This is a genomic window from Rhizobium lentis (genome assembly GCF_017352135.1).
Classification (GTDB): Bacteria; Pseudomonadota; Alphaproteobacteria; order Rhizobiales; family Rhizobiaceae; genus Rhizobium; species Rhizobium lentis.
The window spans coordinates 2,777,830-2,796,278 of sequence record NZ_CP071454.1; the positions used below are offsets into that span (position 1 = coordinate 2,777,830).

The following is an 18,449-nucleotide window of genomic DNA, read 5'->3' on the forward strand; positions in this document are numbered from 1 at the left end:
CCGCTGCAGCGCTGCTGCAGCCTTGGGGAAGTGCCGAGCCTTCTTTCGCCGCTTTTGCCCCGAGGGAGATCGCCCCATCGACGTCGCGTGTTCTGCTCGACTTGAAAGGCGGCGGCGACACCTTGAGCCATCGCAGATTTCGTCCTTAAAAAGCAGTTCCGATTCAAGCAATTATGCAGTAATGTCGATGTGGGGGAATGGTGTAAGGCAGTATTGTTGATGAGTCAGTCGAAGCGCCCGGGGGTGGCGGAAATACGCGTGCCGTTTCGTGATGTCGATATGAACGGCCAGATGTTTCTAGCCTCCTATATTTCTTATGCTGAATCCGTCATAGCGAGCTTCTGGTCGGCGCGGCCCGACGTGGACGATGAACCGGTCTATAGCGCCAGCAAGATCTCCTGCATGCTGCATCGCCCGTTGCATCATGATGAGCCGGTGATCTTCACCGCCGCCATCGACAAGATCGGCACGCACTCCATCGGTTTCCTCGTTTCGATCGACACGGGAGAGGAGCGCGCCGCCGAGGTCGAAATCATCTGGCAGGCCCGCGCCAAAGACGATCAGCTGCCGGCTTCGCTGCCGGAGGAAACGCGCGACTGGCTGTATGGGTTTTTGGATTAGGGGCGTTGCGGCAGGTAGCGATGAAGGACGAGCGAGAGACCGGTCGGTGGGACGCCGACGACGTCGTGACGTTCATGTATGGAACACAAAGAGCCGCGCTGCTTCTGGCGCTGCGGGATTTCTGGAAACCACTTCTCTCGGCCTGGCCCAATAAGAAAAACACTTTCGTTTCCCCGCATCGTGGAGATGAACCTCAAGAGTAAGAGCCCGGTGCTTGCGGTTTTTACGCAGATGGTTTCCTTGATCTCCTCGATGCGGCTCGGCTTTACGCCGGCTGAAATTTGGGCCTCTCGTCATCTCGACGCCATGATTGCCACCAGATCGCTGAACCTCTCACCTTGAATGCCCACATGTGTTCGCAGCAGGCGGCGGGCTTCGTCTCCGTTTCCGGCAAAGATCGCATCGACGATGGCGCAATGTTCCGAGAAGGACGTCGACAGGCGATTGCGCACGCGCAGCTGAAGACGGCGGTAGGGGCGCAGGCGCCGATGCAATTGCACGCATTGCTCCTGCAGGAAATCGCTTCGGCTGGCCGCGTAGATGGCCTTATGGAATTCCTCATTGTCATAATAATAGGCATCGCTGTCGCCGGCGCCGGCCGATTGCTCGCAGCGGCTGTGGGTGGCGGTGATTGCTTCGCGGGAAGCCTTGTCCAGCCGGCGTGCTGCAAGCGACCCCGCCAGGCCCTCGAGTTCCGCCATAACCTCGAACATCTCGTAGATGCGGTGCGGCCCCGGATCGATCACGATCGCACCCCGGCGCGGACGGATTTCAATCAGTCCGATCGCGTCAAGCTGCATCAGCGCCTCGCGCACCGGCGTTCGCGATACGCCGAACCGATTGGCAAGCACCGTTTCATCAAGCCGCTCGCCAGGCGCGAATTCGTAGGAAAGTATCGCATTTTCAATCTCATCCCGAAGCCACCGGCCGACATTCTCGGACATCTATCTCGCATCCTTCATACATAAGCGCCATTCTTGTATACACGAATGTTGACGTCGTGTACGAAAGATGACAATCTACATACTACCGACGAAGCGCTGCGATGGGAAGCGATGTCCAGTGCTGCATTAACGGGTTCGTCGGAAGAGAGGAGAATGGCATGCCCGAGGCTTCTTTCTTCACCGACATGCTGCAAAGCATAACGGATCACGGCCGCCAGCTTCTGTTTTCCGGCCCCCGCAACACGCAGGCCGCCGCCAAAGCCGATCTCCATACGCTCTGTGAAATGCTGCTTTCAAGCCGCGGTGAAGCATCCGGCATGGCGCTTGCGGCCGAGATTCTCGATCGCTGGGAAGCGCTCGACAGCGACGGCGCCCAGGCATTCCTCCAGATGCTTCACGAAAGGTTCGGGCCTGATGTGAGCAAGCTCGACCAGGCGATTGAACGCTACCGCACCGACAAGAGTTCGACCGCCGTGATTGCGCTCCACCAGGCAGCCGAGCCCCGGCGACAGGAGCTCCTACGCCGATTGAACCACGCGCCAAACGGGACGGCCAAGCTCGTCCGCATGCGTCAACAGCTGCTTGCTTCCGAAGATCGATCCGAAGCCTACCGCGCGCTGGATGCCGATTTCACGCATCTGTTCGGCTCCTGGTTTAATCGCGGCTTTCTGACGCTGCGGCCCATCGACTGGTCAACGCCGGCAAACATCCTCGAAAAGATCATCAAATACGAGGCCGTGCACGAGATCGCCAGCTGGGAGGAGTTGCGCCGTCGCTTGGCGCCGGCCGACCGTCGATGCTTTGCCTTCTTCCACCCCCGATTGGCCGACGAGCCGCTGGTGTTCGTCGAGGTGGCGCTCACCCGATCCGTGCCGAAGGCGATCGCCGATGTACTCGACGAGGGGAGGGAGCAGATAAATGCCGACGAGGCGACGACTGCCGTCTTCTATTCGATCTCCAATTGCCAGGACGGCCTGCGCGGGATCTCCTTCGGCAATTTCCTAATCAAGCAGGTTGTGGAAGATCTGCGCAAAGACCTGCCTGGCCTGAAGAACTTCGTCACGCTGTCGCCCGTCCCCGGCTTTGCTCGCTGGCTTGCCAAGGCAGGCGCCGCGGGTGCCGACAGCGTCCTGTCTGAAGCCGCCCGCAAAACACTGGCCTTGCTCCACGATCCGAACTGGCCCGACAGCGAGAAAGGCGCGGCCGAAATGGAGCGCTTGTTGCTGCCGCTTGCGGCGCGCTACTTCCTCACCGAACGGACGCCGGAGGGCCGTCCTGTCGATCCCGTCGCCCGCTTCCATCTCGGCAACGGCGCTCGGCTTGAACGCGTGAATTTTCTCGGCGACCGCTCGCCCAAGGCAATGCAGCAGGCACACGGCCTGATGGTCAACTACCTCTACAAGCTCGATGACATCGTGGCCAATCATGAAGCGCTGGCGCAGCGCGGCGAAGTGATCGCCTCGCCGGCCGTCAAAAGCCTGCTCAGCCAGAAAGACGAAAGCCGCCGTGGCGGCAATGGCCAGCAAGGTTCTCGAGCATTCGTGCAACTGATGAATTCCACGCTTGGAGGAGGGCGAAAATGAGCAACCATCTTTTCGATGCCATGCGGGCTGCCGCGCCCGGCGACGCAGCGTTCATTCGGCTCGGCAGCGGGCGCACATGGACTTACGAGGATGCCTTCGCCCTTTCCGGCCGCATTGCCAGCGCGATGGACACGCTCGGCATTCGCCCCGGCGACCGGGTGGCGGTGCAAGTCGAAAAAAGTGCAGAGGCATTGATCCTCTATCTCGCCTGCCTTCGAACGGGCGTGGTCTACCTGCCGCTCAACACCGCTTATACGCTGGCCGAGCTCGACTATTTTATCGGCGACGCCGAGCCGCGTCTGGTGGTCGTCGCGTCGGCCGCTCGCCAAGGCGTGGAGACCATCGCTGGGAATCATGGCGCGATCGTCGAAACGCTCGATGCCGATGGCAGCGGCTCGTTGCTGGATCTCGCCCGCGACGAACCGGCCGATTTTGTCGATGCCTCGCGCGCCGCCGATGATCTGGCTGCGATCCTCTACACCTCGGGAACGACGGGACGCTCCAAGGGGGCGATGCTCACCCATGGAAACCTGCTCTCGAACGCCCTGACCTTGCGGGATTATTGGCGCGTCACGTCAGGCGACCGGCTGATCCATGCCTTGCCGATCTTCCACACGCACGGGCTGTTTGTCGCGACGAATGTCACGCTGCTCGCCGGCGCCTCGATGTTCCTGCTGTCGAAATTCGATGCCGACGAAGTCATTTCGCTGATGCCTGAGGCAACCATGCTGATGGGTGTGCCGACCTTCTACGTGCGTCTCCTGCAAAGTCCGCGCCTCGACAGAGCGGCGGTCGCCAACATGCGCTTGTTCATTTCCGGTTCGGCGCCGCTGCTTGCCGAAACCCATACCGAGTTCCAGGCCCGCACCGGTCACGCCATTCTCGAGCGCTACGGCATGACGGAAACCAATATGAACACGTCGAACCCCTATGAGGGCAAACGCATTGCCGGGACGGTCGGCTTCCCGCTGCCCGGGGTGACGGTGCGCGTCACCGATCCCGCCAGCGGGCAGGTGCTGCCGCCTGAAGAAACCGGTATGATCGAGATCAAGGGGCCGAACGTCTTCAAGGGCTATTGGCGCATGCCGGAGAAAACCGCGGCCGAATTCACCGCCGACGGGTTCTTCATCAGCGGCGACCTCGGCAAGATTGACCAGGACGGCTATATCAGCATCGTCGGCCGCGGCAAGGATCTGGTGATTTCGGGCGGATACAACATCTATCCGAAGGAGGTCGAGAGCGAGATCGACCAGATCGACGGTGTGGTCGAGAGCGCCGTCATCGGCGTGCCGCATCCCGATTTCGGAGAGGGCGTCACCGCCGTTGTTGTATGCAAGGCCGGCGCCGTCCTCGATGAAAGGGCCATCGTCAGCGCCCTCCAGGACCGTCTCGCCCGCTACAAACAACCCAAGCGTATCATCTTCGCCGAGGACCTGCCGCGCAACACGATGGGCAAGGTTCAGAAGAATATCCTGCGGCAGCAATACGCCGATCTTTACACCAGAACGTAAGGTGCCTGCCCTCTGGGAGGAGGGCGCGTCGGCATCCCGCATCGATCTTGAACACAACAGCTACGGCGCTGGAGGCGCCGGAGGGAGGGGAATCATGGGTATTGAAATACTGGCCATAGGCCTGCTGGTCGCCATGTTCATCATTGCGACGATCCAGCCGATCAACATGGGCGCGCTCGCCTTTGCCGGCGCCTTCGTGCTCGGCTCCCTCGTTATCGGCATGAAAACCAACGATATATTCGCCGGTTTTCCGAGCGATCTGTTCCTGACGCTCGTCGCCGTCACCTACCTCTTCGCCATAGCGCAAATCAACGGCACGATCGACTGGCTCGTCGAATGCGCCGTCCGCTTGGTGCGCGGGCGGATCGGCTTGATTCCCTGGGTGATGTTTCTCGTCGCCGCCGTCATAACCGGTTTCGGTGCCCTTGGTCCCGCCGCGGTCGCCATTCTCGCACCCGTCGCCTTGAGCTTTGCCGTGCAGTATCGCATTCACCCGGTCATGATGGGCCTGATGGTGATCCACGGCGCGCAGGCGGGCGGCTTTTCGCCGATCAGCATCTATGGCGGGATCACCAATCAGATCGTTGCCAAGGCCGGCCTGCCTTTCGCGCCGACCTCGCTGTTTCTCTCCAGCTTCTTCTTCAATCTGGCGATCGCGGTGCTGGTCTTTTTCATTTTCGGCGGCGCAAAGGTGATGAAACAGGACCCCGAATCGCTTGGCCCCTTGCCCGAACTGCATCCAGAGGGCGTATCGGCATCGATCAGAGGTCACGGCGGCACGCCGGCAAAACCGATCCGCGAACATGCCTACGGCACGGCGGCCGATACTGCGACGGGGCTGCGCCTGAACAACGAGAGAATTACCACCCTGATCGGCCTGACGGCGCTCGGCATCGGCGCCCTGGTCTTCAAGTTTAACGTCGGTCTCGTCGCCATGACCGTGGCCGTCGCCCTGGCGCTCTTGTCACCGAAGACCCAGAAGGCGGCAATCGACAAGGTCAGCTGGTCGACCGTGCTGCTGATTGCCGGCATTATCACATATGTAGGCGTCATGGAGAAGGCCGGGACAGTCGACTACGTGGCGAACGGCATATCCAGTCTCGGCATGCCGCTGCTGGTGGCGCTCCTGCTTTGCTTTACCGGCGCCATCGTCTCGGCCTTCGCCTCCTCGACCGCGCTGCTCGGCGCCATCATCCCGCTCGCCGTTCCCTTCCTCCTGCAGGGGCACGTCAGCGCCGTCGGCGTGGTCGCGGCGATCGCCATCTCGACGACGATCGTCGACACCAGCCCTTTCTCCACCAATGGTGCGCTCGTTGTCGCCAATGCGCCGGGCGACTGGCGCGAGCAGGTGCTGCGGCAGCTGCTGATCTACAGCGCGCTGATCGCCATCATCGGCCCGATCGTCGCCTGGCTGGTGTTCGTCGTGCCGGGACTGGTTTGACGACGGGCCGGTAAGCGGATCGCTTTCGCATTCGCGTCGTGGGGAAGGCATTCCGAGTTCCAACTCCCCCTGGCGCGGAAGGCGTCAACCGCAAGATATAATGCGCGTGAAGGAATAACATGCTGAGGTTGTAGTATTCATTGCTGTACGGAATAGATAAGCTGTCGTTAATGTTCGAATTCCATTGCATTTGCGAAGACAACACTATTCAATATTCGAAGATGCTTTCATTCGCTCACGTTGAAAATCACACATGATTCAATCGACTGACGTCTCATCTCTTCTGACGGATATGATTTATGGAAGTCTGTTCGGAGAGTGCAGTTGGCAGGATTTCCTGGACCGCCTTGCGCAGACGTCGCCGGGCGGCAAGGCGGCGCTTCACTATCACGACCTGACCTCGTCCGTCGCCCATGTTCCCTTCATGTCGGGGTTTTCGCAGTCCGAGATTGATCAGTTCATGAGTCACTTCGCCTCGGTCAATCCCTGGATTCCGAGATTGGATCTCGTGCCCGTCGGCCAGGGCTTGTGTGGCGACGAGATCGTTCCGCGCGAGGAGCTGGTCAAATCGGAGTTTTACAATGACTGGCTGAAGCGGCAGACCGGATGCGAGACGAGCGTCGGCGTCTCGATCATTCGCGAGGAAAACCGCACCTTCATCCTTTCGGCCTGCACAACTTCCGCCGACCCCGATCTCAATAGCGAGGCGGCCAAGCTCTACACGCAGCTCGCTCCGCATCTGAAGAGAGCCTTCGACTTCATCCGCAAGCGCGATCTCTTCGCGCCGCACGAGCAGGCAACGCAGGCTCTGTTCGACAGCATCGGCATCGGATTGATTTATGTCACGGAGCAACGGAAAGCCCGTCGTTGGAACAAAAGCGCAGAGGCCTTGTTGGCCGCCGGCTTGCCTGTGCGGATCGCCGCCGACGGCACCCTCGCGCTTGAATGCGCGAAATCAGCGGCGGTGCTTGAATTCCTGACTTCCAGAAACGGCGTGCAGACCCAACCGCACTCGGCGATCGTCAAGGGCAGGGAACAGGATAACTATCGCATCACCCTTGTCCGGCTGCACTCCGATGCGTTCACAGAGTTTCTGGAAGGGCCGACCGTGGGGGTGATTGTCGAGCCGATCGTGGCGACGCCGCTCAACGAGCGGCGCGATTTGCTGATGCAGCTTTATAAGCTGACCGCCACCGAAATCCGGATCGCCTCGAGCATCGCATCGGGCCAGTCGCCGAGAGAAGTGGCGGTCGCCGACGACATCAGCTACGAGACGGTCAGGACACACCTCAGAAACATCTATTCGAAGCTCGGCGTCAATTCCCGGGTCGGCCTGGTGTCGCTGCTGATGCGGTGAAGGGACTCACCCCGCAAATGGTGCCACGTGTCAGCCGCTTGTTCAGGCCGGACCTGGATGTCATAAAAGCTTCATATTGAAGCTATTGCGGAAATCGAAAAATAGCCTATAGTTTTTATCAGGAAACAAGCTTTCCTGAAGCGAACGAAAGGAGACTGATTGATCACATTTTTATCGAATGCCTTCATCATTGCGTACGGCGCCCTGATATTTGCCCTGCTCGTTGGAAGTGGCAAGTTCAGGTCAAAAAGCTCCGGTGGCGGAGGAGGCTGGTTCGACGTCTCGGGAGACGGCGGCTGTGACGGCGGCGGCGACGGAGGTGGAGGAGACTAGATCAAACTGTAATCGATAGAATGCCCGACCGCCTCAAGGCGGTTTTTTGTTGCCTGCGTTCCAGGCCGCGCCTCGCTCCCAGCAAGGCTTCCTTCCTCACCCAATCAGCATGAAGACGCAGCGCTTGCGCCGCAGGCGAGCGGTCCCAGCGTGCCGCAACGCAAATGGCCGCCTTCGGGTGAAGACGGCCATCGCATGTTATTTCAGCTCGAGGCGCTCAGGCGCGCGCCGGCAGCAGGGGATAGCCGACCATGACGGCGCGGCCGAGGAGGGCGGCGACGAAGGCCTTGATCACGTCGCCAGGAATGAAGGCCATCGAGCCGAGGAAGGCTTTCGGGAAGCCCATGCCGGCTGCGGTCGCGAGATAGGTGATGCCGAAAGCATAGAGGACGACGACGCCGCCGATCATGGCGGCGAGGAAGAAGCTCACCGTCTGCACCAGGCCGGACTGCTTGTCGTCGACCAGCCGCTCGCTCAGATAGCCGGTGACGAAGGCGCCGAAGATCCAGCCGACGAGGAAGCCGGCCGTCGGCGAAGCGAAGATCGCAAGGCCGCCGCGACCGCCGGAGAGCACCGGCAGGCCGATTGCGACCAAGAGCAGGACGATCAGCACGGCAATCGCGCCGCGCCGGGCGCCGAGCACGACGCCTGCCATCATGACGCCGAGCGACTGGGCGGTGATCGGCACCGGAATGAAGCCGAGCGAAATCGGCGGCAACAGGCCGAGCGCCACGATGATCGCGGCAAAGAGGGCGGCAAGAACGAGGTCGCGGGTGCTCATCATGAACTCCGAATTAATAGATCCTTAACTCCCATGCCGCCGAATGCCGCGCGCGTCAATCGCGGCAGCGACATTATCCGCATCCTTGAGCGTCAGGATGATCAGCGGCGCAAGCAGGCTCGTCGGCCTGACCTTCAGCCCACGCGCCCGATGCGCCTCGCGGATTGCCCGGTAACGATCGACGATGTCAGGCACGAAACGCAGCACCAACCCGAGAGCCAGCCCGATATCGTCTGCCTGCACCCGGCCGGTGCGTTCGAGCGGCCGGGCAAGCGCCGTCACCTCGTCGATGAATTCGGTAATCGACGTCGTCGCCGTCACGGCGGCGGCGAGCAACATCAGCGCCGTCAGCCGCAGCAGGGGCACGAGCGCCGCCTGCCAGGGATTGAAGACGAAGTTGAAGAGGGCGACGACGGCAATTGTCACGAAGATCGGCCGCAGCCGCCGCAACGCATCGCCAGGCGGCAGCCCGATCGTGCCGTAGAGAACCGCCGTCACCAGCACGGCGCCCGAGAGCAGCAGGAGATTATCGGTGATGAACAGCAGGATGGCGAAGGCCGTCAGCGACAACAGCTTCACCCGCGGCGAGAGCCGGTGCATCGGGCTGTTGCCTTCGACATAGAGCGTCTGCATCAGGCGGCGATCTCCCGGTAGCGCGCGACCGCCTCGGCCGCCGGCGCATCGGCGGCAAGCCGCCCTTCGTGAAACACAAGCACCCGCTCGAAACCGGCGATCAGCTCGAGGTCGTGGGTGATGACGATGGCGCTCTCGGGCAGTCCGGCGATGATCCTTTCCACCAGCGCCCGGTTCTTCAGGTCGAGCTGGTTGGTCGGCTCGTCGAGGATGAGAATGCCAGGGCCGGTCGCCAGCACCGAACAAAGGGCGGCCAGCTGCAGCTCGCCGCCGGAAAGCTCGTGCGCCCGCCGATCGGCGAGCGCCTCGGCGCCGAAGCGGGCAAGCACGCCCGCGACCCTCGCCTCGATTTCCGTCTTGCTGAAGCCGCGCCGCTTCAACCCGAAGGCGATGTCGTCCTTGACGATCGGCAGGATGATCTGGTTCTGCGGCGACTGGAAGATGAAGCCGACATCGGCCGCAGCGGTCTTCTCGTCGGCCATGTCGCGGCCGTTGACGATGACGCGGCCGGTGGTCGGCTTCGTCAGCCCGTTGATCAGCCGCGCAAAGGTGGTCTTGCCCGAGCCGTTGAGCCCGATGACGCCGACGCGTTTGCCGCTGATGCCGAGCGTCAGCGGCTCCAGCGCCACCCGCGCGCCGAAATTCACCCCTGCACTTTCGAAACGAATATCCAAACCAACTCCCTCGCATTTTCTACCGGAGGGGTTGCCGATGCCGGCCCCTCATCCGCCTGCCGGCACCTTCTCCCCGTAAACGGGGCGGAAGGGACCATGCCGCGCCCTCTCGGTTCCCCGCAGGCCTCTCGCAGGGCACGTCCCCTCGCCCCCGTTTACGGGGAGAGGGTTAGGGTGAGGGGCAGCCATTGGCGCCAACCCGACAGCAGTGCTTCTATACGGGGAAGCAAGGATGATGAAAGCGCAAATCGCGATGTCGACATTTGGGCGGATAATCGGGTGGCTAGGAAGATTTTCCGGATTATGATGCGACCATGACGAATCTGCTTTCCAATCCCGATGCCCGCCGTGTCTTCCTCGCCAAGCAGGGGTTGAGCGCGCCGCCGAACCGCGCCTTGACCAAGGCAGGCCTGCTGCAGCTGATCCACGATCTCGGCTTCGTCCAGGTCGACAGCATTCAGACGGTGGAGCGGGCGCATCATCAGATTCTGTTTTCCCGCAACCAAACCTATCGGCGTGAGCATCTGAAAGCGCTGCTCGAAAAGGAACGTGCGCTGTTCGAGCACTGGACTCACGATGCCTCCATCCTGCCGAGCGCCTTCTTCGTCTATTGGAAGCACAAGTTCCGCCACCAGGAGAAGGTCTTGATCGAGCGCTGGCGCAAGTGGCGCGGGGGGGGCTTCGAGGCGGCCTTCGAGGAGACCTATGAGCGCGTGCGGCGCGATGGCGCGATGCTGGCGCGCGACGTCAAGGCCGATGGTCACGTCTCCGGTGGTTGGTGGAACTGGCATCCGAACAAGACGGCGCTCGAATATTTCTGGCACATCGGCAAGCTGGCCATCGCCGGCCGCTCGAATTTCCAGAAGATCTATGATCTCACCGAGCGCGTCATCCCGGCCGAATTCCGCGAGGCTGAGGTGAGCCGCGAAGACTTTGTCGACTGGGCCTGCCGCAGCGCGCTTACCCGCCTCGGGTTTGCCACTCACGGCGAAATCGCAGCCTTTTGGAACCTGGTCTCTCCCGATGAGGCCAAGGCATGGGTATCGGCCCATCGCGACGAACTGACCGAAGTGCTGATCGAGCCGGCGCTCGGCGCCAAGCCGCGGCCATCCTGGGCCTTTGCCGATTTCCTCTCGACGCTCGACAGCTATCCCGGCGCGCCGCCGCGTATCCGCGTGCTCAGCCCCTTCGACCCGATGATCCGCGACCGCAACCGCACCGAACGCCTGTTCGGCTTCTTCTACCGTATCGAGGTGTTCGTGCCCGAGGCGAAGCGCGAATATGGCTATTACGTCTTCCCGCTGCTCGAAGGCGACCGGCTGATCGGCCGCATCGACATGAAGGCGGACCGGAAGAAATCGACGCTCGACGTCAGGCGGCTCTGGCTGGAACCGGGTGTGAAACCTTCGGCCGGGCGGCTGGAGAGGCTGGAGGCCGAGCTGGATCGGGTGGCGCGGTTTGCGGGAGTGGAGAAGGTGGTGCTTCTGGAGGGGTGGAGAGGGTAGTCCCTTCTCCCCAGCGGGGAGAAGGTGGCCCGAAGGGTCGGATGAGGGGGCTACGCGGCACACCACTCATTGTTGCCCTTCGCTTACGCTCCGTGCATTCGCGGCTTCGCCGCTCACCCCCTCATCGCCTCGCTATCGCTCCGGCACTTCTCCCCGCTGGGGAGAAGAGGTTCGCGACGGCGCCTCATTCCTTTTTATCCGCCCGGCGGCAGCGTCCTTCGGACCCCGCTGGGGAGAAGGGAATAGTGCTCAGCAGATCTCCGTCTTGCTGATCTTGATGCCGAAACCTTCCAGGCCGACATAGTGCCGCTCGCGGCTGGTCAAGAGCTTGATCGAGCTGACGCCGAGGTCCTTGAGGATTTGTGCGCCGAGGCCGATTTCCAGCCATTCGCTCTCGCGCGACTGGGCTTCGGCATGGGCTTCGCGGCCCTGGCTGCGGGCCTTGCGGCCGTTGTCGGTGTGGCCGACGCCGACGGAGCCCTCGCGCAGATAGACGATGACGCCGCGGCCTTCCTCGGCAATCTTCTGCATGTAGAAATCGACCGGGCTATTCCTGCCGAAGAGATCCTCGGCGACGTTTTCCGGATGCAGGCGCACCGGGATATCGACGCCGTCGCGGATGTCGCCGAAGACGACGGCCAGATGCTGCATCGGATCCCAGGGCAGGGCATAGGTGTGGGCTTTTGCCTTGCCGAACGGCGTGTCGATATCGAAGCTCGCCCCCTGTTCGATCAGCGTTTCCTTGCGCTGGCGATAGGCGATGAGATCGGCGACGGAGACGAGCTTCAGCCCGTGCTTTTCGGCGAATTCGACCACCTGCGGACCGCGGGTGACGGTGCCGTCGTCATTGACGAGTTCGGAGATGACGCCGATCGGCGGCAGGCCGGCGAGCCGGCAGAGATCGACGGCCGCTTCGGTATGGCCGGAGCGCATCAGCACGCCGCCTTCGCGCGACACCAGCGGGAAGATGTGGCCGGGGCGGACGAAATCGGCGGCGCCAACATTCGGATTGGCGAGGTTGCGCACCGTCAGCGTCCGGTCGTCGGCCGAGATGCCGGTCGTCGTGCCGTGCTTGAAGTCGACTGAGACGGTGAAGGCGGTCGTATGGGCAGAATCGTTCTCGGCCACCATGGCGTTGAGGTTGAGGCGCTTGGCCTCTTCCTTCGGCATCGGCGCACAGACGATGCCGGAGGTGTGACGCACGATGAAAGCCATCTTCTCCGGCGTGGTGTGCACGGCGGCAACGATCAGGTCGCCCTCGTTTTCGCGGTCATTGTCGTCCATGACGACGACGATTTCGCCGGCCTCGAAGGCCCTGATGGCGTCGACGACGCGCTTCTGATCGTAAGACATGGACGCTCCTATTTCAGCCGGCCGGTCTGGCCGCGGTCGCGAAGATAATGATCGGCGATGGCGCAGGCGACCATCGCTTCGCCGATCGGTACGGCGCGGATGCCGACGCAGGGGTCGTGCCGGCCCTTGGTGCGCACGTCGACATTCTTGCCGTCGGCATCGATCGACTGGCGCTCGGTCAGGATCGACGAGGTCGGCTTGACGGCGAAACGCGCGACGATCGGCTGTCCGGTCGAGATCCCCCCGAGAATACCGCCGGCATTGTTGGAAAGGAAGATCGGCGTGCCGTCATTGCCCATGCGCATCTCGTCGGCATTGTCTTCGCCCGAGGTCTCGGCGGCGGCAAATCCATTGCCGATCTCGACGCCCTTGACGGCGTTGATCGACATCAGCAGCGAGGCGATGTCCTGGTCGAGCTTGGCATAGATCGGCGCGCCGAGACCGGCGGGCACACCTTCGGCGATCACTTCGATCACCGCGCCGATCGACGAGCCGGCCTTGCGGATGCCGTCGAGATACTCCTCCCAGACCGGCACGATCGCCGCATCGGGGGAAAAGAATGGATTCTGCCCGACCTGTTCCCAGTCCCAGTTGCGCCGGTCGATCTTGTGCTTACCGATCTGCACCAGCGCGCCGCGCACCGTCACGCCGGGTACGACGAGTCTGGCGATGCCGCCGGCTGCCACGCGGGCTGCGGTCTCGCGCGCAGAGGAGCGGCCGCCGCCGCGATAGTCGCGAATGCCGTATTTGAGGTCATAGGTATAGTCGGCATGACCGGGGCGGTATTGCCGGGCGATCTCGCCATAATCCTTGGAGCGCTGGTCGGTATTCTCGATCAGCAGGGAGATCGGCGTGCCGGTGGTCGTCATCGTCTCGCCGTCGGCATCGAGCATGACGCCGGACAGCACCTTCACCAGGTCGTCCTCACGCCGCTGGGTGACAAAGCGGGATTGGCCGGGCTTGCGCTTGTCGAGCCAGACCTGCAGGTCGGCAAGCTTGAAGCGCAGCCCCGGAGGGCAGCCGTCAACGACGCATCCGAGCGCCGGACCATGGCTTTCGCCCCAGGTGGTTACGCGGAAGAGGTGACCGAATGTATTGTGCGACATTTGTTCCCACGGTGGCGCCTGAGCGCCGGTCGCCGCCGGCCGCGCCATTGCTTGATAAGGCGCGACACTCATAGGCCAAAAAACCGCCGAGGCAAAAGCCTTTTCTTGCGTCAAAGCGGCAGCGGCCGAAATCCTGTTCCCCCTTTTGCCAGGGGATCGCCCTCACGACGCCAGCCGCCATCCGGTTCCGGCCGCTTCGGCGGCGAAATCGTCGAAGGAGAGCGCCGGCGAGAAGGCGTAGCCCTGCAGGATGTCGCAGCCGAGATCGCGCAGCAAGGCGGCATGCGCTGCCGTCTCCACCCCTTCGGCCACCGTCTCGACGCCGAGCGAGCGGGCAATGTCGATGATCGAGCGAACCAAGGCACGTTCCTGCGAAGCGCCGATGATCGGCTGCACGAGCTGGCGGTCGATCTTCAGCCGCTTCGGCTTCAGCTTCAAGAGGCTGACGATCGAGGTATGGCCGGTGCCGAAATCGTCGATCTCGATATCGATGCCGAGCGCCTTGATGCGTTCGAGATTGTGCGAGACGACATCCTCGCTCTCGTCGAGGAAGATCGACTCCACCAGTTCGAAGGAGAGTTCGCCGGGGCGGATATTGAGGTCGGCGAGCGAGTCCAGGAGGCTGCCGTCATGCAGCCGCCGGGCCGAAACATTGACCGAGACCTTGGGAAGGGCAATGCCGAGCGCCACCAAGCGCAGCCTGTCGCGCAGCGCCGTTTCCAGCACGATCCGGTCGAGCGTCTGCACGACATTGATCTCCTCGGCGATGCGCAGGAACTTGTCGGGCGCGAGCCACCCCTTGGAGGGGTGCTTCCAGCGCACCAGCGCCTCCACGCCGGTCAGTTCCATCGTCCGGGCCGAGAATTGCGGCTGGTACCAGGCGGTGAATTCGCCATTGTCGATGCCGGCGAAGATCTCGTCGGCCGTGCGTTTGGTGTTGATGATATGGGCCTGGAGATCATGGTTGAAGAATTCGAACCGATTGCGGCCCGTGCTCTTTGCACGATAGAGCGCGATATCGGCGTTGATCAGCACCTTGCGCGCATCGACATGGATGCCGTTGGCGAGCGCGATGCCGATCGACACGCCGCAGCGGCAGGAAAAGCCCTGGAAATCGATCGGCTGGCGCATCTCCTCGATGATCCGCGTCGCAAGTTCCGCCATCTCCTTGTCGTCGACGTCGACGGCGAGGATGACGAATTCGTCGCCGCCGATGCGGGCGACGAGATCGCTGCCGCGGACATTCCTGGCGAGCACCTTCGAGGCATGCACCAGCATCGCATCGCCGGCGGCATGGCCGAGCGTATCGTTGATGTCCTTGAAGCGATCGAGGTCGATGTGCAGGATCGAGAATTTCTGCCGCTGCCGGCGCCCGTCATGGCTCAGCCTCTCGAGCGCGATGTCGAGCTTGCGTCGATTGGCGAGCGCCGTCAGCGGATCGTGCAGCGAATTGTGCTCGATCCTGTCCTTGGCGAGTTCGAGCTCGATATTCTTGGCGACCGCCTCGTCCTTGGCCGCCTTCAGCCGGATCGTCATCAGCATGTCCTCGGTGGCGTCGAAGGCAATGCCCATGATCTTCAATTCGCCGGACGCCGTCTGATGGACCTTGCCGACCGAGCGCACATAACGCACCGAGCCGTCGTCGACGATCACGCGGCAGACGAGGGTGTGCGTATCGCCGCTGCGCTTGAGGTGGCGCGCGCTTTCGAGCGCCAGACCGCGATCGTCCGGGTGGATGCGGGAAAGCCATGTCTCCTCGGTCATAAAGGCATTGCGCGGTTGAAGACCGTAGAGCTCGTGCATCCGCTCGTTCCAGATCGAGCCGCCGCGGTCGGGCTGCGCCTCCCATATGCCGCACTGATAGGAGTTGAGCGCAAGGTCAAGCCGGCTCGACAGCTCGGCGAGCTCGCCCTCGCGGCTTGAAAGCTCTTCGAGCGCCAGCTCCAGCTCGGCATTCTTGACCTCGCTCACATCTCTGGCCTTGCGCAGCGCGTCGGTGACCTCGGCATCGGCAGTTACGTCCCAGACGATGCCGATCGTCCTGCCGGCGCCGCCGGCATCCCTGTAGAGGGCGCCGACCGAGCGCAGATGCCGGATGCCGCCGTTGCCAAGCAGGATACGATACTGCGCCGTGCAGGTGGCGCCGGCGATGCTGCAGCTGAAGAAATGCACCTCGGCGATGTCACGATCCGCCGGCAGGATCGCCGCCAGCCATTCGTCGAGGGGCCGGCTTCCTTCCTCCGCGGGCTTGCCGTGCAGGGCGGCGGCGCGTGCGTCCCAAAGCAGACTGTTCGAATGATCCTGCAGCTCCCAGATGCCGATATTGGAGGATTCGAGCGCAAGGTTCAGCCGCTGCGACAGCTCCATCAGTTTCGCTTCGCGCGTCTCCAGCTCGGCAATGTTGCGGTTGCGTTCGCCAAGCAGCAGCGTCGCAAAGAAGATCGGGACGACGATGATGCAGCCGGCGGCAACGACGATCAGCAGCAGCTCCGTTCGATTTTCTGGTACTGCACTCCAGCTGTCCTTCGGGACAGCGGAAAGCTCCCATTTGCCGCCGGCAAAACTGATCTGGCGGCGGATCGGATCCTTGTCGTCAATGCCGGCCGAACCAAAGAACGGGGCCGCAGCATCGGTCTTGCCGGCCGTCGGACCGATATCCCGAACGGCGATCGAAAGATGGTCGAGATTAGGATAACGCTCCTGGTTTTCGCTGTCGCGCGAAGGCGTCAGCCCGGTCGCCTCGTAAAACATCTTCCGGTCGATCGCGACCTCCACTGCGCCCCAGAGGCGCCGGTGGCCGTTCTCTCTGACGAAGACCGGAAAGAAAATGGCAAAGGCATCGCGACCGTTGGTCGTGATCGGCCCATAGAAGCGTGCCAGCTGGTCGCCGGCCGCACGCGTCATCGCCTGGCGCGAAAAGAGCTCCTCGCGCACGTCGCGACCGATCCGCTCGCTTCCGGGGCCGGGCGGATAGACGTCGCCGACGATGAAACCGGGTGCGACGGCGATATGGATGAAAGCCGGATTCTGGATCAGCAGCCAGTTGATCTGGCGCTCCATCTCCTCCCGACTTGCGGCATTGCTGATTGAGGTGAGGTTCGCAAGATCTTGGACCATGCTGAGGTCCATGTCGATCTCGGCCTTCACCCTGGCGCGCAACAGGTTCATATCGCTTTCGGTGCGGATATGAAGTTCGCGCACATGCGCGGCAGTATTGGCCCGGTCGAGCGCGAAGCCGACCATGATGACGACAAGGGCGACAAATGATGAAACCAGAAACGAGACGCGGCTATTCTTCAATACGTGCCGCAACTGCTTGCTGTCGCCGAGCCAGGATAACAAAATGAGACCCCCATATTCGGGGCAACTTTAGGAGGCGGGGGTTAATTTACGATTGCCTGTTCTCGATGCTAAAAGTTCCGGCAGGCGGGGAAGGCGTGGTTAACGCGGCGTCTTGGTTATATTTAAAATCCTATTCATCAATTGGGCGGGAAAAGCCATTCTTATGGGCAATTTTCGCCATATTCAGGAGCTTATCTGTGGCCAGTGTTTTCGTGCAGCGTTTCAAAAGGATTGTCGCCATGCGTTTCGTCGTCGCCACGCTTTTGGCCACAGCAAGTTTCCTGTCGCCGATGAGCGGTTTTGCCGAGAGCGCCGATGTCGAGGCGACGATCAAGAAGGTCGACACAACAAATCTCGTGCTGACGCTCGACGACGGCAAGACCTATCAGGCGCCTGAGGAATTCAATTTCGACGGCCTCGAAGCCGGGGTGAAGGTCATCGTCTTCTATACCGAGGTCGACGGCAAGCGCGTCATCAACGATCTCGATATTGTTAAGTAGGCGGTTTCGGGAGATTGATCGTGTGAGGTCGGCGCCAATGGCTGCCCTCACCCTGACGCGGCAGCCGGATGAGGGGCTCATATCGGCGATCTTCCCGGGCCGAACAACTCGCTCACATCCCAATCCGACCAAACACTGAGGGCAGGCGCCCTGCGATGCCTACAGCCAAACGATCGTCCGCTCGCTGGTGTCGATCCTGACGATCCGGTCCTGCGGGATTCCGCCTTCGGCGGCAGTGCTCTTCGGCAGGTCTGAAATCGCCTGGAACAGCGTGCGGATGACGCCGCCATGGGTGACGCAGACGGTTGGACGCTCGACCGAGCGCAGCCATGCGCCGGTGCGCCAGGAGAGGATTTCGTAGCTTTCCGCATCGTCACCGGGTGGAATGAAATCCCATTTCGAGGCATTGCGTTCGGCCACCCGCTCGGCCTGCGTCGCCCTCAGTTCCTTGAGCGTCGAGCCCTCCCAGTCTCCGAAGGAAATCTCCACCAGCCTCGGATCGGTGCGATAGGCAAGCGGGGGCAGGCCCATGGCGGCACGCATGATTTCCATGGTCGCGCGCGTGCGCCCGAGCGGGCTTGCGACGAAATCGAAGTCGCCGACCGTTTTGCCGAGAATATCGCGAAGCGCCAGGCCGTTCTGCCGGGCCTGTTCCAGGCCGATGGCGTTCATCGGCACGTCTTTCTGGCCCTGCAGGCGGCGCTCGGCATTCCAGTCGGTCTGACCGTGTCTGATCACGTAGATAAGCACGGTCTCGACTCCGGC

15 protein-coding genes are annotated in these 18,449 nt (G+C 62.1%); 7 read left to right on the top strand and 8 right to left on the bottom strand.

All coding sequences use genetic code 11. The features are described from left to right. Positions 1–219: 219 nt before the first annotated feature. Positions 220–621 carry an acyl-CoA thioesterase gene (locus tag J0663_RS13315; RefSeq protein WP_207240786.1) on the top strand — a complete coding sequence of 134 codons (402 nt, stop codon included), beginning with the start codon at positions 220–222 and terminating at the stop codon, positions 619–621. Between the two features lie 293 nt (positions 622–914). Here J0663_RS13315 and J0663_RS13320 read toward each other — a convergent pair whose 3' ends face one another. After that, the gene (locus J0663_RS13320) at positions 915–1,565 is read right to left on the bottom strand and encodes a GntR family transcriptional regulator (protein ID WP_207240787.1); all 651 of its coding nucleotides are present in this window, start codon (positions 1,563–1,565) and stop codon (positions 915–917) included. Positions 1,566–1,723: 158 nt separating this feature from the next. Here J0663_RS13320 and J0663_RS13325 point away from each other — a divergent pair, with 158 nt between their 5' ends. The 4 genes from J0663_RS13325 to J0663_RS13340 all read left to right on the top strand — a co-directional run bounded on the left by J0663_RS13325 (position 1,724) and on the right by J0663_RS13340 (position 7,457). Next, positions 1,724–3,148, top strand: a complete 1,425-nt coding sequence (locus tag J0663_RS13325) for a malonyl-CoA decarboxylase (protein WP_207240788.1) — start codon at positions 1,724–1,726, stop codon at positions 3,146–3,148. Beyond that, entirely contained in the window at positions 3,145–4,659 is a 1,515-nt protein-coding gene (locus tag J0663_RS13330; RefSeq protein WP_207240789.1) for a malonate--CoA ligase, read from the top strand. The genes J0663_RS13325 and J0663_RS13330 overlap by 4 nt, the downstream gene beginning before the upstream one ends. Before the next feature lie 94 nt (positions 4,660–4,753). Further along, complete coding sequence (locus J0663_RS13335; protein WP_207240790.1) at positions 4,754–6,100, top strand: SLC13 family permease; 1,347 nt, start codon at positions 4,754–4,756, stop codon at positions 6,098–6,100. Between the two features lie 253 nt (positions 6,101–6,353). Beyond that, entirely contained in the window at positions 6,354–7,457 is a 1,104-nt protein-coding gene (locus tag J0663_RS13340) for a helix-turn-helix transcriptional regulator (protein ID WP_207240791.1), read from the top strand. Positions 7,458–8,007: 550 nt separating this feature from the next. Here the strand turns inward: J0663_RS13340 and J0663_RS13345 are convergent. From J0663_RS13345 to J0663_RS13355, 3 genes are read right to left on the bottom strand one after another with little or no spacing between them, the layout of a single operon-like run. Further along, a complete protein-coding gene (locus J0663_RS13345) occupies positions 8,008–8,571 on the bottom strand; it encodes a biotin transporter BioY (protein ID WP_207240792.1) in 564 nt (187 codons plus the stop codon). A gap of 24 nt (positions 8,572–8,595) precedes the next feature. Further along, complete coding sequence (locus J0663_RS13350) at positions 8,596–9,204, bottom strand: energy-coupling factor transporter transmembrane component T family protein (protein WP_207240793.1); 609 nt, start codon at positions 9,202–9,204, stop codon at positions 8,596–8,598. Next, the gene (locus J0663_RS13355) at positions 9,204–9,878 is read right to left on the bottom strand and encodes an energy-coupling factor ABC transporter ATP-binding protein (protein ID WP_207240794.1); all 675 of its coding nucleotides are present in this window, start codon (positions 9,876–9,878) and stop codon (positions 9,204–9,206) included. Before J0663_RS13355 ends, J0663_RS13350 begins: the two co-directional genes overlap by 1 nt. Before the next feature lie 314 nt (positions 9,879–10,192). Here J0663_RS13355 and J0663_RS13360 point away from each other — a divergent pair, with 314 nt between their 5' ends. Then, entirely contained in the window at positions 10,193–11,383 is a 1,191-nt protein-coding gene (locus tag J0663_RS13360; protein ID WP_207240795.1) for a winged helix-turn-helix domain-containing protein, read from the top strand. A 249-nt stretch (positions 11,384–11,632) separates the two neighbouring features. Here J0663_RS13360 and ribB read toward each other — a convergent pair whose 3' ends face one another. From ribB to J0663_RS13375, 3 genes are all read right to left on the bottom strand, one after another. Beyond that, the gene (ribB, locus tag J0663_RS13365; RefSeq protein WP_207240796.1) at positions 11,633–12,736 is read right to left on the bottom strand and encodes a 3,4-dihydroxy-2-butanone-4-phosphate synthase; all 1,104 of its coding nucleotides are present in this window, start codon (positions 12,734–12,736) and stop codon (positions 11,633–11,635) included. A gap of 8 nt (positions 12,737–12,744) precedes the next feature. Then, positions 12,745–13,842, bottom strand: coding sequence for a chorismate synthase (gene aroC / locus J0663_RS13370; RefSeq protein ID WP_207240797.1), 1,098 nt, complete (start codon positions 13,840–13,842; stop codon positions 12,745–12,747). 162 nt (positions 13,843–14,004) lie between these two features. Next, a complete protein-coding gene (locus J0663_RS13375; protein WP_207240798.1) occupies positions 14,005–17,184 on the bottom strand; it encodes a bifunctional diguanylate cyclase/phosphodiesterase in 3,180 nt (1,059 codons plus the stop codon). A 239-nt stretch (positions 17,185–17,423) separates the two neighbouring features. On the opposite strand from J0663_RS13375, the gene J0663_RS13380 reads away from it, so the two are divergent. Next, on the top strand, positions 17,424–17,684 hold the full coding sequence (locus J0663_RS13380; protein WP_018449305.1) for a DUF1344 domain-containing protein: 261 nt from the start codon (positions 17,424–17,426) through the stop codon (positions 17,682–17,684). Between the two features lie 159 nt (positions 17,685–17,843). On the opposite strand, the gene J0663_RS13385 is transcribed toward J0663_RS13380, so the two are convergent. After that, positions 17,844–18,434 carry a histidine phosphatase family protein gene (locus J0663_RS13385; RefSeq protein WP_207240799.1) on the bottom strand — a complete coding sequence of 197 codons (591 nt, stop codon included), beginning with the start codon at positions 18,432–18,434 and terminating at the stop codon, positions 17,844–17,846. Positions 18,435–18,449: the final 15 nt, after the last annotated feature.

Excerpts from the sequence above, each read along its gene's own strand:
- J0663_RS13315 (WP_207240786.1), top strand. The coding sequence starts at position 220 with ATGAGTCAGTCGAAGCGCCCGGGGGTGGCGGAAATACGCGTGCCGTTT.
- J0663_RS13320 (WP_207240787.1), bottom strand. The coding sequence starts at position 1,565 with ATGTCCGAGAATGTCGGCCGGTGGCTTCGGGATGAGATTGAAAATGCG.
- J0663_RS13325 (WP_207240788.1), top strand. The coding sequence starts at position 1,724 with ATGCCCGAGGCTTCTTTCTTCACCGACATGCTGCAAAGCATAACGGAT.
- J0663_RS13330 (WP_207240789.1), top strand. The coding sequence starts at position 3,145 with ATGAGCAACCATCTTTTCGATGCCATGCGGGCTGCCGCGCCCGGCGAC.
- J0663_RS13335 (WP_207240790.1), top strand. The coding sequence starts at position 4,754 with ATGGGTATTGAAATACTGGCCATAGGCCTGCTGGTCGCCATGTTCATC.
- J0663_RS13340 (WP_207240791.1), top strand. The coding sequence starts at position 6,354 with ATGATTCAATCGACTGACGTCTCATCTCTTCTGACGGATATGATTTAT.
- J0663_RS13345 (WP_207240792.1), bottom strand. The coding sequence starts at position 8,571 with ATGAGCACCCGCGACCTCGTTCTTGCCGCCCTCTTTGCCGCGATCATC.
- J0663_RS13350 (WP_207240793.1), bottom strand. The coding sequence starts at position 9,204 with ATGCAGACGCTCTATGTCGAAGGCAACAGCCCGATGCACCGGCTCTCG.
- J0663_RS13360 (WP_207240795.1), top strand. The coding sequence starts at position 10,193 with ATGACGAATCTGCTTTCCAATCCCGATGCCCGCCGTGTCTTCCTCGCC.
- ribB (WP_207240796.1), bottom strand. The coding sequence starts at position 12,736 with ATGTCTTACGATCAGAAGCGCGTCGTCGACGCCATCAGGGCCTTCGAG.
- aroC (WP_207240797.1), bottom strand. The coding sequence starts at position 13,842 with ATGTCGCACAATACATTCGGTCACCTCTTCCGCGTAACCACCTGGGGC.
- J0663_RS13380 (WP_018449305.1), top strand. The coding sequence starts at position 17,424 with ATGCGTTTCGTCGTCGCCACGCTTTTGGCCACAGCAAGTTTCCTGTCG.